Annotated in this window: 11 protein-coding genes and 1 tRNA gene; 7 read left to right on the plus strand and 5 right to left on the minus strand. The window is 40.0% G+C overall.

Annotated elements, in window-relative coordinates:
• Positions 1 to 34: 34 nt before the first annotated feature.
• Complete coding sequence (argG, locus tag FTU62_RS13865; protein WP_078192912.1) at positions 35 to 1,378, minus strand: argininosuccinate synthase; 1,344 nt, start codon at positions 1,376 to 1,378, stop codon at positions 35 to 37.
• A gap of 618 nt (positions 1,379 to 1,996) precedes the next feature.
• Between argG and lldP the strand changes: the two genes are divergently transcribed.
• From lldP to FTU62_RS13900, 7 genes are all read left to right on the plus strand, one after another.
• Complete coding sequence (lldP, locus tag FTU62_RS13870; protein ID WP_180085832.1) at positions 1,997 to 3,664, plus strand: L-lactate permease; 1,668 nt, start codon at positions 1,997 to 1,999, stop codon at positions 3,662 to 3,664.
• 32 nt (positions 3,665 to 3,696) lie between these two features.
• A complete protein-coding gene (gene lldR, locus FTU62_RS13875; protein ID WP_078189144.1) occupies positions 3,697 to 4,440 on the plus strand; it encodes a transcriptional regulator LldR in 744 nt (247 codons plus the stop codon).
• Between the two features lie 2 nt (positions 4,441 to 4,442).
• The gene (lldD, locus tag FTU62_RS13880; RefSeq protein WP_078192909.1) at positions 4,443 to 5,597 is read left to right on the plus strand and encodes an FMN-dependent L-lactate dehydrogenase LldD; all 1,155 of its coding nucleotides are present in this window, start codon (positions 4,443 to 4,445) and stop codon (positions 5,595 to 5,597) included.
• A 325-nt stretch (positions 5,598 to 5,922) separates the two neighbouring features.
• Positions 5,923 to 7,614 carry a D-lactate dehydrogenase gene (dld, locus tag FTU62_RS13885; RefSeq protein ID WP_180102998.1) on the plus strand — a complete coding sequence of 564 codons (1,692 nt, stop codon included), beginning with the start codon at positions 5,923 to 5,925 and terminating at the stop codon, positions 7,612 to 7,614.
• 183 nt (positions 7,615 to 7,797) lie between these two features.
• Positions 7,798 to 9,834, plus strand: coding sequence for an NADPH-dependent 2,4-dienoyl-CoA reductase (locus FTU62_RS13890; RefSeq protein ID WP_180102977.1), 2,037 nt, complete (start codon positions 7,798 to 7,800; stop codon positions 9,832 to 9,834).
• 87 nt (positions 9,835 to 9,921) lie between these two features.
• Positions 9,922 to 10,011, plus strand: a tRNA-Ser gene (locus FTU62_RS13895).
• A gap of 701 nt (positions 10,012 to 10,712) precedes the next feature.
• Positions 10,713 to 10,925 (plus strand): hypothetical protein, encoded by a 213-nt coding sequence (locus FTU62_RS13900; RefSeq protein WP_180102978.1) that lies wholly within the window; start codon positions 10,713 to 10,715, stop codon positions 10,923 to 10,925.
• A gap of 59 nt (positions 10,926 to 10,984) precedes the next feature.
• Here the strand turns inward: FTU62_RS13900 and FTU62_RS13905 are convergent, their stop codons facing one another.
• From FTU62_RS13905 to FTU62_RS13920, 4 genes are all read right to left on the minus strand, one after another.
• The gene (locus FTU62_RS13905; protein WP_078192906.1) at positions 10,985 to 11,278 is read right to left on the minus strand and encodes a hypothetical protein; all 294 of its coding nucleotides are present in this window, start codon (positions 11,276 to 11,278) and stop codon (positions 10,985 to 10,987) included.
• 167 nt (positions 11,279 to 11,445) lie between these two features.
• The gene (locus FTU62_RS13910; RefSeq protein ID WP_180102979.1) at positions 11,446 to 11,802 is read right to left on the minus strand and encodes a hypothetical protein; all 357 of its coding nucleotides are present in this window, start codon (positions 11,800 to 11,802) and stop codon (positions 11,446 to 11,448) included.
• A 217-nt stretch (positions 11,803 to 12,019) separates the two neighbouring features.
• Complete coding sequence (locus FTU62_RS13915; RefSeq protein ID WP_180102980.1) at positions 12,020 to 12,739, minus strand: hypothetical protein; 720 nt, start codon at positions 12,737 to 12,739, stop codon at positions 12,020 to 12,022.
• An 88-nt stretch (positions 12,740 to 12,827) separates the two neighbouring features.
• Positions 12,828 to 13,526 (minus strand): 3'-5' exonuclease, encoded by a 699-nt coding sequence (locus FTU62_RS13920; RefSeq protein WP_168379387.1) that lies wholly within the window; start codon positions 13,524 to 13,526, stop codon positions 12,828 to 12,830.
• Positions 13,527 to 14,151: the final 625 nt, after the last annotated feature.

A 14,151-nucleotide genomic window follows, 5' to 3' on the forward strand; every position in this document is an offset into this window, starting at 1 on the left:
CGCAAAATGCGCGGTTTTTTTGACTCAACAAATCTTATTTGTTTTTGTCTTTTAATTGAGGCACTGCAGAACCTGTACCTACTGCAAGTAAGCCAGAGTTTGTGTAGATGCCTAATTTAGCGCGAGTATCTGTGATATCGAGGTTACGCATAGTCAATTGACCGATACGGTCAGCAGGACTAAACATAGAGTCACCTTTCTCCATAGTTAAACGCTCAGCTTCATAAGTGAGGTTAGGAGATTCAGTGTTTAGAATAGTGTAGTCATTACCACGACGAAGTTCTAAAGTCACAGTACCAGTGATTGCTTTAGCAACCCAACGCTGCGCAGTTTCACGAAGCATTAATGATTGAGAATCGAACCAACGACCTTGGTAAAGAAGACGACCTAAACGCAGACCGTTAATACGGTATTGTTCGATGGTGTCTTCGTTGTGGATACCAGTCACTAAACGTTCATAAGCAATATGAAGAAGTGCCATACCCGGAGCTTCGTAGATACCACGAGATTTTGCTTCGATGATACGGTTTTCGATTTGGTCAGACATACCTAGACCATGACGACCACCGATACGGTTAGCTTCAAGAATGAACTCAACTGGGTTTTCGATGCGTTTGCCGTTTAATGCAACAGGGAAGCCTTCTTCGAAAGTTACAGAAACTTCTTCAGCTTTAACTTCTACGTCATCTTTCCAGAACGCAACGCCCATGATTGGGTCTACGATTTTGATACCCGCATTAAGGTATTCAAGATCTTTTGCTTCGTGAGTCGCACCTAACATGTTTGAGTCAGTTGAGTACGCTTTCTCTTTTGACATTTTGTAGTCAAAACCATTGTCGATCAGGAACTGTGACATTTCTGCACGGCCGCCTAGCTCGTCAATGAAAGTTTGGTCTAACCAAGGTTTGTAAATTTTAAGTGCTGGGTTAGTCAACAGACCATAACGATAGAAACGTTCAATGTCGTTACCTTTATAAGTCGAACCGTCACCCCAGATGTTTACGTCATCTTCTTTCATTGCGGTTACAAGCATCGTACCTGTAACTGCACGACCAAGAGGAGTCGTGTTGAAATAAGGCATACCACCAGTTGAAATGTGGAAAGCGCCACATTGAATAGCCGCAATACCTTCTAAAGCAAGTTGTAAACGACAATCAACTAAGCGAGCTTTAACTGCGCCATACGCTTCCGCTTTTTTTGGAATCGCATCGTAGTCGTCTTCATCAGGTTGACCTAAGTTTGCTGTGTAAGCATAAGGTTCCGCACCTTTTTGTTTCATCCACAAAAGCGCAGCTGAAGTATCTAGACCACCAGAGAAGGCAATACCAACTTTTTTGCCAACTGGGACATTCTGCAAGATAGTTGCATTATCAGTCATTGTTAATCCTAACGATATAAATATAGGCACCGAGAATGGGTGGCCTGAAAGAATACATATATGTGCGCGATTGTAGCACTTTTCTGCACGGTTTTTCTAAAAAATCATGAGATACAAGCGATGAGGTAGAAAAAAATGATCGTTGAAATCTATTGATGAATACTTCATCCAGTTTTTGCGGGCGGAAAAGGCATTTTCTGAATGGAATAGGATGCAAATATAAATAAATCTATTTGATTTAAATAAATGGTAATACCAATATTGAGTTTATTTGGTTTTTATCCTTTTCGTTGAAATGAGACTGAAGTCAAACAAAGCTTGGTTATTAGACTAAAGTATATTTTATAAAGTTTATTCATAAATAATAAATATAAAACATATATTTAAAAAAGGATTGTTAAAAATTTAAACTGGAAAATAATGTTTTCGCATTGAATATTGGTCATACCAAAAATAAGAAAAGCTTGAATGGTTGAGTAGAAATAATTAAAAATTGCGGAGTATTTCAGCAATAGTATGAGTTTTTATGTCTTTAATATTTATATTGGTAATACCAATATGAAAAGACCACATGCTGATATTGCTCAATAATTAAATCTTAGTAAGCATTTCAAGGAGATGACAATGCTTCAATGGCAGCAAATATATGACCCAATGGGGAATATATGGATATCAAGTTTAATTGCGCTCATTCCGATTATCTTTTTTTTCTTGGCGCTTGCTGTATTTCGTTTAAAAGGCAGTGTGGCAGGTACGATCACCGTTGTACTGGCACTTTTGGTGTCTTTATTTGCCTATGACATGCCTGCGCTTATGGCATTGGCTTCGATGGTCTACGGTTTCTTCTATGGTTTATGGCCGATTGCATGGATCATTATTGGTGCGGTGTTCCTGTATAAAATTTCAGTCAAAACAGGGCAGTTTGACATCATCCGTTCTTCGATTCTTTCCATTACTGAAGATCAACGATTACAGATGCTGTTAGTTGGCTTTGCTTTCGGTACTTTCCTCGAAGGTGCGGCGGGCTTTGGTGCCCCTGTGGCGATTACTGCAGCACTATTGGTAGGTTTAGGCTTTAAGCCTTTATATGCGGCAGGTCTTTGTCTGATCGTCAATACTGCGCCAGTGGCTTTTGGTGCGATGGGTATTCCAATTATCGTTGCTGGGCAAGTGTCTGGTGTTGATACGATGGAAATCAGTCAGATGGTTGGTCGACAGCTGCCATTTATGGTGCCGATTGTACTGTTTTGGATTATGGCGATTATGGATGGCTGGCGCGGTGTGAAGGAAACTTGGCCTGCAGTTGTGGTTGGCGCGAGTAGCTTTGCGATTGCACAGTACCTAACCTCGAACTTTGTCGGTCCTGAATTACCCGATATTACCGCGGCGATTGCCTCTTTAGTGTCATTAACGATTTTATTTAAATATTGGCAGCCTAAACATATTTTCCGCTTTGCAGATCAAGATGCGACGATGAGTGAAGATGTTGCTGCACAAAAACAGCAAAAATATAGCTTAGGTCAAATTGCAAAAGCGTGGTCGCCATTTGCGATCTTAACGGTGATGGTTACGATCTGGAGTATTAAACCGTTTAAGGATTTATTTACCAAAGATGGCGCGCTGCATGACATGGTTATTTCGATCAAAGTGCCATTTTTACATCAATTGGTTCAAAAGATGCCACCTGTCGTACCTGAAATGAAGGACTACGATGCCATCTATAAATTTGATTGGTTTTCGGCAACAGGTACGGCAATTGTCATTGCTGCGATCATTACCATTATTTTCTTAAAAATGAAGCCGAAAGACGCGATAGTGACCTTTGGTGAAACCATTAATGAATTAAAAATTCCAATTTATTCGATTGGGATGGTCTTGGCTTTTGCATTTATAGCCAACTATTCAGGGATGTCGGCAACATTGGCATTGGCACTTGCGCATACAGGTCAAGCCTTTACCTTCTTCTCACCATTTTTAGGATGGCTTGGTGTCTTCCTTACGGGTTCAGATACGTCAGCCAATGCGCTATTTGCTGCATTACAGGCAACTACTGCACAGCAAATTGGTGTGCCAGAAGTATTACTCGTTGCTGCCAATACCAGTGGTGGTGTGACTGGAAAAATGATTTCACCCCAATCCATTGCAATTGCATGTGCGGCAGTTGGCTTAGTAGGTAAAGAGTCTGATTTATTCCGTTTTACCGTAAAACACAGTATAACGTTCACAATCATGATGGGGATTTTAATCACCCTACAAGCTTATGTGTTCCCTTGGATGATTCCATAACACGCATTGTGTAACAACGTTAAGGAAAGCAGATGAAAGTCTCTGATAAAACTGTTCAAAGTCTTCGTGTATTGATTGAAGAAAGCAATATGCAAGTTGGAGATCGTCTGCCTGCTGAACGGAAACTGTGTGAACAACTTGGCGTCTCACGCACTTCTTTACGCGAAGCGATTTCTCAATTGACCAGCATGGGCGTGTTGGTCAGTAAAGTCGGTGCGGGGACTTTTTTAAAGCAATTACCAGCGACATGGTCGAGTTATCAAATTGTGCAGCCCATTAGCAGTTTGATTAGTGAAGACCCTGCCTACCGTTTTGATGTGCAAGAGGCGCGCATTATTTTGGAAGGTGGTACTGCTTGGTATGCGGCACAACGTGCTACAGCAGAGGACTTGGCACATATCCGACATTATTATGATCAGATCAATCATTTTCAGGCCTTAGGCAATGACGATGAAGCAGCGCGTGCAGATGCCAAATTTCATTTAGCAATTGCTGAAGCTTCACACAATTTAGTGTTGATTCAGATGATGCGTGGTCTATTTGATCTGTTGCAATTTAATGTCGTTTTAGGTCGTCGAAAAGTTTATAGCGAAGCACACCGATTTGATCAATTGCATGATCAGCATTTTCAAGTCATGAATGCAATTGAACGTCGTGATCCTGAAGCTGCACGTAAAGCAGTCTGTGGACACATTGAGTTTGTAGTACAACAGGTGCGTATGATTGATGAAGAAGAAGCTCGACGTCAGCGTGCCAGTCGATTAAACAGGATATAAGCATGATTATTTCTTCTGCCAATGACTACCGTGAAGCGGCACGTCGTCGTTTACCGCCATTTTTATTTCATTACATCGATGGCGGGGCGTATGCCGAATATACCTTAAAGCGTAATGTAGAAGATTTATCAAAAATAGCGTTGCGTCAACGTGTGCTGAATGACATGTCACAGCTGAGTCTAGAAACCCAACTGTTTAATGAAACCTTATCGATGCCTGTGGCTCTATCACCTGTGGGTTTAACAGGGATGTATGCACGTCGTGGTGAAGTTCAAGCAGCCGTTGCCGCAGATAAAAAGGGCATTCCATTTACGCTGTCTACCGTTTCAGTTTGTCCAATTGAAGAAGTGGCGCCAGCGATTCAGCGTCCCATGTGGTTTCAGTTATATGTGCTACGTGACCGTGGCTTTATGAAAAATGCCTTAGAACGTGCCAAAGCAGCAGGCTGTTCAACTCTGGTGTTTACCGTGGATATGCCTGTTCCGGGCGCACGTTACCGTGATGCACACTCGGGGATGAGCGGCCCAAATGCTGCCATGCGCCGTTATATGCAGTCGTGTTTCCACCCACACTGGGCGTGGAATGTGGGTTTATTAGGTCGTCCGCATGACTTAGGGAATATTTCTAAATACTTGGGCAAACCAACAGGTTTGGAAGATTATATCGGCTGGTTGGGCAATAACTTTGACCCATCAATTTCATGGAAAGACCTTGAGTGGATTCGTGAATTTTGGGATGGCCCGATGGTCATTAAAGGCATACTTGACCCTGAAGATGCCAAAGATGCAGTGCGTTTTGGTGCAGATGGCATTGTGGTGTCAAACCATGGTGGCCGTCAGCTCGATGGGGTTTTATCATCAGCGCGTGCATTACCGCCAATTGCAGATGCAGTAAAAGGCGATATTAAAATTCTTGCTGACTCAGGTATTCGAAATGGTTTAGATGTGGTGCGTATGCTGGCTTTGGGTGCAGATACCTGTATGCTCGGTCGCGCATTTGTTTATGCACTCGGTGCAGCAGGTGGTGAGGGTGTTTCCAATCTTCTAGAACTGATTGATAAAGAAATGCGTGTTGCGATGACCTTAACTGGTGCAAAAACCATTGCGGATATTACATCTGATTGTTTGGTGAAGTTAGAGAAAGAGTTGGCTGGGTGATTTTTTGAATAGATCTCTTGGGAAAGTTATTCGTCATCAAAAAAATTAACAATGAAAGTTCCCTCTCCTTGAAGGAGAGGGTTAGGGAGAGTTATTTATTGAATAATTCTCCTAACCCTCTTGCGTAGCATTGCTACTCATCCCAAAGGGAGAAGGGATATTCATTATAGATTTTAATAACAATGACTAAAAACTTTTGATATGTGCAAATAAACCTACGTTGTTTAAATTATTTAAATCAATATTTTTTCATTGCACAACAATGCAATTCCTCTTTAGCGAGGAGAGAAAAAATTGAAAATTGAAAATGGAAAATTCTACGAGCATGCAAACTCAATCATCACAAACCATTCAAAACTTTATCAACATCGTAGGTAAGCAACACGTTTTAACTGAAGATAAAGACACACGTTTATACCGCCAAGGTCGCCGTTACGGTGCAGGAAAAGTATTGGCTGTGGTTACACCGGGCTCTTTGCTTGAGCAATGGCAAGTGCTGCAAGCGGCTGTGGATGCAAATTGTATTGTGATTATGCAAGCCGCTAATACAGGTCTGACAGGTGGTTCAACGCCTTTTGGTGATGACTATGACCGTCCTGTGGTGCTGATAAGTACACGTCGTTTGGTTGGCATCCAAGTGATTAATGAAGGTAAGCAAGTGATTTGTCTACCGGGTGCGACATTAGACAAACTTGAAAAAGATTTGGTGCCATTTAATCGTGAACCACATTCGGTGATTGGTTCTTCATGTATTGGGGCATCGGTTTTGGGCGGCGTGTGCAATAACTCAGGGGGTGCTTTGGTACGCCGCGGTCCTGCCTATACAGAGCTTGCACTGTATGCACAAGTGAATGAGTCAGGTGAGTTAGAGTTGGTCAATCATCTAGGTGTACATCTTGGCAATACGCCTGAAGAAATCCTCACAGCGCTAGAAAATAAAAACTATCAAATCAATGATATTGTGAATAATTCAAGCTGCTGTGCGTCAGATCAACGCTATTCACATGACGTAAAGCAGGTTGATGAAAATACGCCTGCACGTTTTAATGCCGATCCAAGCCGTTTATTTGAAGCATCGGGTTCAGCAGGTAAGGTCTGCGTCTTTGCAGTACGTTTAGATACCTTTGAAAAAATCCCTAGTCAGGTGTTTTATGTAGGGACCAATTCACAAGATGATTTAACCGAAATTCGTCGTTTTCTATTAAAAGATCTTGCACGCCTCCCGATTGCAGGTGAGTACATTCATCGTGTGGCATACGATATTGGGGCTGAATACGGTAAAGATTCTTTTGTATTTATTGAAAAATTCGGCACCGCAAAAGTTCCTGCTGCTTTTTCCATGAAAGATAAAGTCGATGGCTATTTAGAAAAACTGGGTTTGCAAGGTTTATCGGATAAAGTTTTACAACTCGTCACTAAATTTATGCCGAATCATCTGCCAAAACGTATGAATGAATTTCGTGATTTATATGAACATCATTTGATGATTCGTATTGAAAATCAGGATGTTGATCAAGTTAATGCGTATTTGAAAACGTATTTTTTAGATAAAACCTCAGGCAATTATTTTAAATGTACGGATGAAGAAGGTCGTAAGGCATTTTTACATCGCTTTGCGGTGGCGGGTGCTGCCATTCGATATCGTGATACGCATCGTTCTGAAGTGGAAGACATTGTTGCATTGGATATTGCATTACGTCGCAATGATCGTGAATGGGTGGAAACTTTGCCGAAAGCCATGGATGAGCAAATTATCCATAAACTCTATTATGGACATTTTCTTTGTCATGTTTTTCATCAAGATTATATTGTGAAAAAAGGTGTAGACCCTTTGGCAATGGAACATGCAATGTGGCATTTACTCGATGATCGTGGCGCTGAATATCCTGCGGAACACAATGTTGGGCATTTGTATGTGGCCAAGCCTGCATTAAAAAATCATTATCAAAAACTGGATCCAACCAATAGCTTTAATGTCGGGATTGGACAAACCAGTAAGCTGAAACATTGGAAATAATGCTTTATAAAACAACACGCCGTGATGTGATATATCACGGCTTTTTTTTATGGTTCGAGGATTTATATATTAGGAGGTATTGACTATAAATACGAAGAATATTTTCTAAATTGTCATCCCAAAATATAAAAAAACCGCTAAAGTGTTATGCAACAAGTTGCAAAGCCAAAATAAGGATTCAGCATGACAACGACTAGCTATGCAAATATTTTAAAGCCTTTACATTTGGGTTTTACCACGATTAAAAACCGTGTCGTGATGGGGTCCATGCATAGTGGGCTGGAAGATCGTTTTTATAATTATCCTAAGCTTGCGGCTTATTTTGGTGAGCGTGCGAAAGGTGGTGTCGGCCTGATTATTACAGGCGGTATTTCGCCAAACCGTCAAGGTTGGCTGTTACCTGCTGGCGGTACCATGAATACTTTAGGTGATATTGCTCCACATCGCTTGGTGACCCATGCAGTACATAAACATGGTGCCAAAATTTTAATGCAAATCTTGCATGCTGGGCGTTATGGCTATCAGCCTTTTGCAGTGTCAGCAAGTCCGATTAAATCTCCGATTTCACCTTTTAAACCACGTCAATTAACGGACAAACAAATTCTTTCAACCATTGATGATTATGTCAAAACGGCAAGCCTTGCACATAAGGCCGGCTATGATGGTGTTGAAATCATGGGTTCAGAAGGCTACTTGCTGAATCAGTTTTTAAGCCGTCATGTCAACCAACGGACAGACCGTTGGGGCGGTGAAATTGAAAATCGTATGCGCCTTGCGGTTGATATTGTGAAATCGATACGTGCTGAAGTGGGTGAGAAATTTATTATTTGCTTCCGTTTGTCATTGCTCGATTTGGTTCATGATGGGAACACCATGGCAGAAGTCATTACTGTTGCTAAAGCATTGGAAGCAGCAGGTGTGACGTTGCTGAACACGGGGATTGGCTGGCATGAAGCACGTATTCCGACAATTGTGACCTCAGTGCCTCGCGCAGCGTTTGTGGACTATACCGCTGAAGTCAAAAAACATGTTGCGATCCCTGTCATTGCGTCCAACCGTATCAATATGCCAGATACAGCTGAAGAAATTTTAGCTTCAGGCAAGGCAGATATGGTGCAAATGGCGCGTCCATTCTTGGCAGATCCATTTTGGGTAAATAAAACGGCGACCAATCGTGTCGATGAAATCAATACCTGTATTGCCTGTAACCAAGCCTGTTTAGATCATACTTTTAAAAATCAGCGTGCGACGTGTTTGGTCAACCCACGAGCGGCATATGAAACTGAATTGGTTTATTTAAAGACCAAAAAACCGAAGCGCATTGCAGTCGTCGGTGGTGGCGTGGCAGGGATGTCTGCTGCAACGGTTGCAGCAAACCGAGGCCATGAGGTAACTTTATTTGAAGCTGGTGCAGAGGTAGGTGGTCAATTTAATTTGGCAAAAGTCATTCCCGGCAAAGAAGAATTTCATGAAACGATTCGCTACTTTAAAGTTCAAATCGAAAAAACGGGTGTGGATTTGCGTTTAAATACGCGTGTAAACCGTGAACAGCTTGAACGTGAAGGATTTGAGGAAGTTGTTATTGCAACAGGTGTGGTTCCTCGTAGCTTAAAAATTGAAGGTAGTGATGCACCGAATGTCTTGTCTTATGCAGAAGTGCTGAAAGGCGCAGCTGTGGGCAATAAAGTTGCTGTGATTGGTGCAGGCGGCATTGGTTTTGATGTATCTGAATTTTTACTCAAACCACCACATCAGCCACAACCAATGCCTTTAGCGGATTGGCAGCGGGAGTGGGGTGTTGATCCAAATCCAAACTACATAACAGAAGGTGGTATGCAGGCTGCTGAGCTCGAACCTCCTGTTCGTGAAATCTACTTATTACAACGTAAAACAACTGCAATTGGTGCTGGGTTAGGCAAAACATCAGGCTGGGTACATCGTGCACAATTAAAGAAAAATGCGGTTCGTATGCTGCGTGGTGTTCAATACAAAGCCATTACTGATGAAGGTCTTTGGGTTGAATATGAAGGGCATGATCAATTATTACGTGTAGATACGATTGTCGTTTGTGCAGGTCAGGAATCGGTAAAGCATTTGATGCCAGAACAGGGTGAGAAAACCCTTGCCAATTACCATATTATTGGTGGTGCAAAACTAGCAGCAGAGTTAGATGCAAAACGCGCAATACGTGAAGGTGCGGAGCTTGCAGCTAAACTTTAAGGATTTGGCGAAACAATATTCATTTGAAAGGTTTAGTTGTAATTTTTACTTGTCAGATGAGTAAAACCTCCGTATTATGGCGCACATGGAAGCGTGGCAGAGCGGTTTAATGCACCGGTCTTGAAAACCGACGAGGGCGCGAGTCCTCCGTGAGTTCGAATCTCACCGCTTCCGCCAAATTCAAAAAAGCCCCTGTAGTGATACAGGGGCTTTTTTTTGTTTTAGATTTTAATTTGAGACGGCAACCTTACTTAATAGTATTTTTAAGGACTGTTAAAAATGAATATAAGACTTAAAATTCAGGTCAGATATTAATGCAACGGTTGTCAAAGGTAGAATTAAAAGTAAGAGAAAAGAATGTTTATAGATTGATAGTGTAGAATTTATTTTTAATGGCCTATTTATTTAAATCTTTCACAAGCATTGGGCAGAGCTATGATCGCTTATTTTGAAAAAATATCAATTGTATTTTATTTGATCAATTGTTTTGAAGTGTTAGCAAGGCTTGGCAAGAGAATTGAAAGTGCTATATTTAAATCACGGTAGGTCATAAAACGACGCTACCAATAAGTTGGACGGATCAATGACAGCTCGTTGAGTTTCGTAATATTTTAGTCTTAAGATATTGCAGACAATAAATCAGCACTAGCCTTCCAACATAGAGCCCGCAGCAATGCGGGCTTTTTAATGTCTTTCAAAATGTGAAAATATAGTGTTTTTGTCAAACAATAATTAAATAGTCAACCTATGTTATTGATATATAGTTACTAAAGTAAAATAAGTTTACATTGCCATGAAATCTAACATTTACAAAGCAAGTTGTTGTGTAAAGATGTGATATAAAAAATGCAATTATTAAAACAAGTAGAGACATTACCATGACACAGATAATTGACATAAAGGTAAAGGACCAATTTAGTCAGGTTTATGAAGCACAAGCTTTGGTGCGTAATCCTTCAGAAGAAGATTCAAGAGGGCTGTTTCATCGCATTGAACATATCATTATTGCTGGTGAAATCATCCTACCCAGTATCGAACTACTTTTTGAAAGTCAAAAATCTGACAGTATTTACAAGCTTTTAGAAGCTTAAATTGAATGAATGAAAAACTCACCTTATGGTGAGTTTTTTTTTATTTTAGAGTTAAAAATTTAAGTTGTTTGATCTACTTTAAATTGATTCAAAATATAAGAGAGTAACTGATATCGCGTCATCGGATTGCTTGAAGACAATTCAACGTCTTGTTTACGCACTTGAATTTCTTGAGTTAAAACACCAGCTTGAAAGCGTTGCACGATCATATGATCTTTTGATACATCATGGTCGGTCAGCACCAGTTTTGGTCCAAGGTGCAAATGTCCAATAGCATCTAGACATTGTTCAAGGCTGCTATATAGGTTGAAAAGGATGAGTGCCTGATCATTAGAATAATTGGCTAAGTTCATTTTTATTATCCATGGTCAAAAAATTATTGAGCAGGAATATTGTATACTAATTAAGCAATATTAATCTGTATGGATTATTTTTCATTTAATGTCTATCTAGCTAACTTTGGTTAAATCATTGAGACAGCTTAAATCTTTATGAAAAATAAGTTGGAATTCGCTTTAAATTAAAGAGGCTTGAATACAAGCGGGACATCATAACGGGCAAATTCTTCAATGATACTGCTTAAAACCAATTGAGCTTGTGGCTCAGCTGCTGTAAAGGTGAGTTCTTGGTTCGTTTGGCTGTTGAAGCACTCGACTTGTTCTATACGCCAAATCGTTTCAATGGCTGTATTTTGAATGACCACACGTCGAGGCTGTAATTCATCACTAATTTTTCGTGGCAAGACATAGGTAATGGCCAATTGAACATTAGGCAATTCGTCTTGTGAGGTTAAGAAGGTAAATACCCAATTGCCAATTTTGCTGAGTTGCATAGGATTATCGAAAGAATCAAATTCTAAACAAAACTGTTGTGACATTGACATGCTCAAACGCTAGGAGGTCGGTTTTATTCTTGCGATTTTTTACTGTTGATTGACATTAGGGGAAGGTCGTATAAAACAGTAGTTAAAACCATAAAAGAAATAAGTGAATCAATAAAGTTAATAAAATTCAATTTCTTATATTGATATGTGTGAAAAATAACTCACCTCATTAAGTTGTTTTTTGAATGAGAAGTGAGGAAAAGTCTCTAAGTCAAACCAGTTGTTGCAGATTTTTTATACTGTAATTAATTTGCTGTAATGCATGTTGTAAGAGTTTAGGTTGAATATTGGATTCATTTAGACAGGTTATCCATTGCATCTGACAGGCTTTTAATTCTGCAATGTCCGTGGCCTGTTGAATATTAAGCATTAATTTTTTTGCCATCAGCCCACAATAACGCTGTAAGTAACTGCACATAAAATTCTGTAACTCATCAAAATCATGTTCGATGAAATCAATGATTTGTTCTGCTAATACAGGGTTGTTTGATGTTATGTTTTCAGGTATGGCTTGATTAAATTGATGGGGTATAAAGCCAATTGCATCCATTGGCAGGGAGTCAGTTATTTCGTGCTGTGAATGAGTATGAGGAACTTCCATCGTTGGCATTGAAATTTTATCAAGTGTGACATTTTCTTGCGCTATGCGATCGGATGTCTTTGTTGACGCTATTTTAGGTGTATTAAAAGCAGAAAAATCGGAGTTTTGAAGGCGTTGATGATCATGTGCTGTAATTGGCTGAATCAGCCCAAGATCCATCAGTTGCTCGAGCAATGTCGCTTCAGCAATCCGCTGCTGATAATGCACTGGCATTTGGTTAAAGTCATCACTACCAATTAAGAGTAGCAGACGACGTTGTCTTGCATTTAATGCGAGCTGTCGGTCTTTTAAAGTTTGAAAACCCAGCTCAGTTTTTTGATAGTTGAACATGCCTTAATTCCATAGCTCAAAAGAATTAAGGCAATCCTATGCAGTGATAATGACAGTAATATTAAGAAAATATTAAATAATCAATGATTTATAGAGTGATGACAGCAGAGTTTTCTAAAGCTTTACGCAAATAAGGGTCTAAGTCATCTTGACGTAATAGCCATTGCACATAGTCCGCAGGTAATTCTGCAATTGCGGTACCACGGTGTTTACCAAAATTAATACTGCGTGGAATGCGAGCATCTTCCGAAGCTTCGTATAATTCTTCGATGCTATTGATTTTTAAGTGATGGACGATATGCATCAAAATATTGGCAGTTAAAATGATATCCATATCTGCGCGGTGAGCTTTACGGATCATTTCACGTGCTTTTTCACTGCCTTTGGTGATCATATATATCAAGGCAGAAATATTATGCGCTTCTGCATCAGGCCAAACTCGACGAGCAAGGGCAAGGGTACAAATGGCTTTAATTTTTGAACCATCTACACCGCATTTTTCGAGCGCTCGAATATCGTAGTCGATATTATGCCCAATGATATATGTCGTCTCTGATGGGAGTTCAAAACTGCTGTAGTGGGGCTGACCTTCAAGATCTGATTCTAAAATATGATGTACAGCCATTGCTGCAAAAGAAATTGCTTCATCACAACGATAAAGTTGATCAAAAATTTTAGATTTATCTAGGGTAATTTTGGCATCTGCCACCTGAATTGGAGCATAGGCAATCTCGATGGGTTGTCCATTTAGTGTATGGGTTTCTGTGTCGAGAATGATGGCTTGCATGTCCAGTTCCAGCATGTTGAATAATGTTTATGAATGTACATGATCACATCCACACTGACAAACCCATGCTGTGATTATTTGTAGGAATATTATGAAGATGGCTGCGCAGTGTTTAAATAATCTGCTTTTATCGCATCTGCCGAAATAAAACCTTTACAGCGGGATAAAGCTAAACCATCTTCTAAATCGACTTATTTTAAAGGCTTTTGTCCATCGTGATATCCAAAAATGTCGCTAAGTGGATTAAGCACTAGAATATGTTTACGATCAATGGCATGGTGGTTTTTCGGCTTTACTTTTGTGCATATGTTTGTGTAGTTGGCAGGGGGTGCAGCATTTTTGTTGATTTTACATTTTGCTTTAACCTCCGAAAAATAGCCCAATCTGTATCCAATGATCAGAAATATAAGTTCAGCCATTTTTCTGAGATCGGGGTGGCTGATTTATTTGAATGCTGTTAATCCATATCGAGCTAAAACAAAGTTTTAGTTCTATATTAATTTGATAAATTAAAATAAGAGTAGTTGCTTAAAAATTAGGCTTGAACAAAAGTTTGTTCCATGTATTTAATGATTCATATTCAATGAAAAATTGACTTTAAAACAACAAACAAAAGGATCATGGA

This window comes from Acinetobacter sp. YH12126, assembly GCF_013418745.1.
GTDB classification, from domain to species: Bacteria; Pseudomonadota; Gammaproteobacteria; order Pseudomonadales; family Moraxellaceae; genus Acinetobacter; species Acinetobacter amyesii.

Coding starts and splice junctions, on each gene's coding strand:
- argG (WP_078192912.1), bottom strand. CDS start 1,378: ATGACTGATAATGCAACTATCTTGCAGAATGTCCCAGTTGGCAAAAAA.
- lldP (WP_180085832.1), top strand. CDS start 1,997: ATGACAATGCTTCAATGGCAGCAAATATATGACCCAATGGGGAATATA.
- lldR (WP_078189144.1), top strand. CDS start 3,697: ATGAAAGTCTCTGATAAAACTGTTCAAAGTCTTCGTGTATTGATTGAA.
- lldD (WP_078192909.1), top strand. CDS start 4,443: ATGATTATTTCTTCTGCCAATGACTACCGTGAAGCGGCACGTCGTCGT.
- dld (WP_180102998.1), top strand. CDS start 5,923: ATGCAAACTCAATCATCACAAACCATTCAAAACTTTATCAACATCGTA.
- FTU62_RS13890 (WP_180102977.1), top strand. CDS start 7,798: ATGACAACGACTAGCTATGCAAATATTTTAAAGCCTTTACATTTGGGT.
- FTU62_RS13900 (WP_180102978.1), top strand. CDS start 10,713: ATGACACAGATAATTGACATAAAGGTAAAGGACCAATTTAGTCAGGTT.
- FTU62_RS13905 (WP_078192906.1), bottom strand. CDS start 11,278: ATGAACTTAGCCAATTATTCTAATGATCAGGCACTCATCCTTTTCAAC.
- FTU62_RS13910 (WP_180102979.1), bottom strand. CDS start 11,802: ATGTCACAACAGTTTTGTTTAGAATTTGATTCTTTCGATAATCCTATG.
- FTU62_RS13915 (WP_180102980.1), bottom strand. CDS start 12,739: ATGTTCAACTATCAAAAAACTGAGCTGGGTTTTCAAACTTTAAAAGAC.
- FTU62_RS13920 (WP_168379387.1), bottom strand. CDS start 13,526: ATGCAAGCCATCATTCTCGACACAGAAACCCATACACTAAATGGACAA.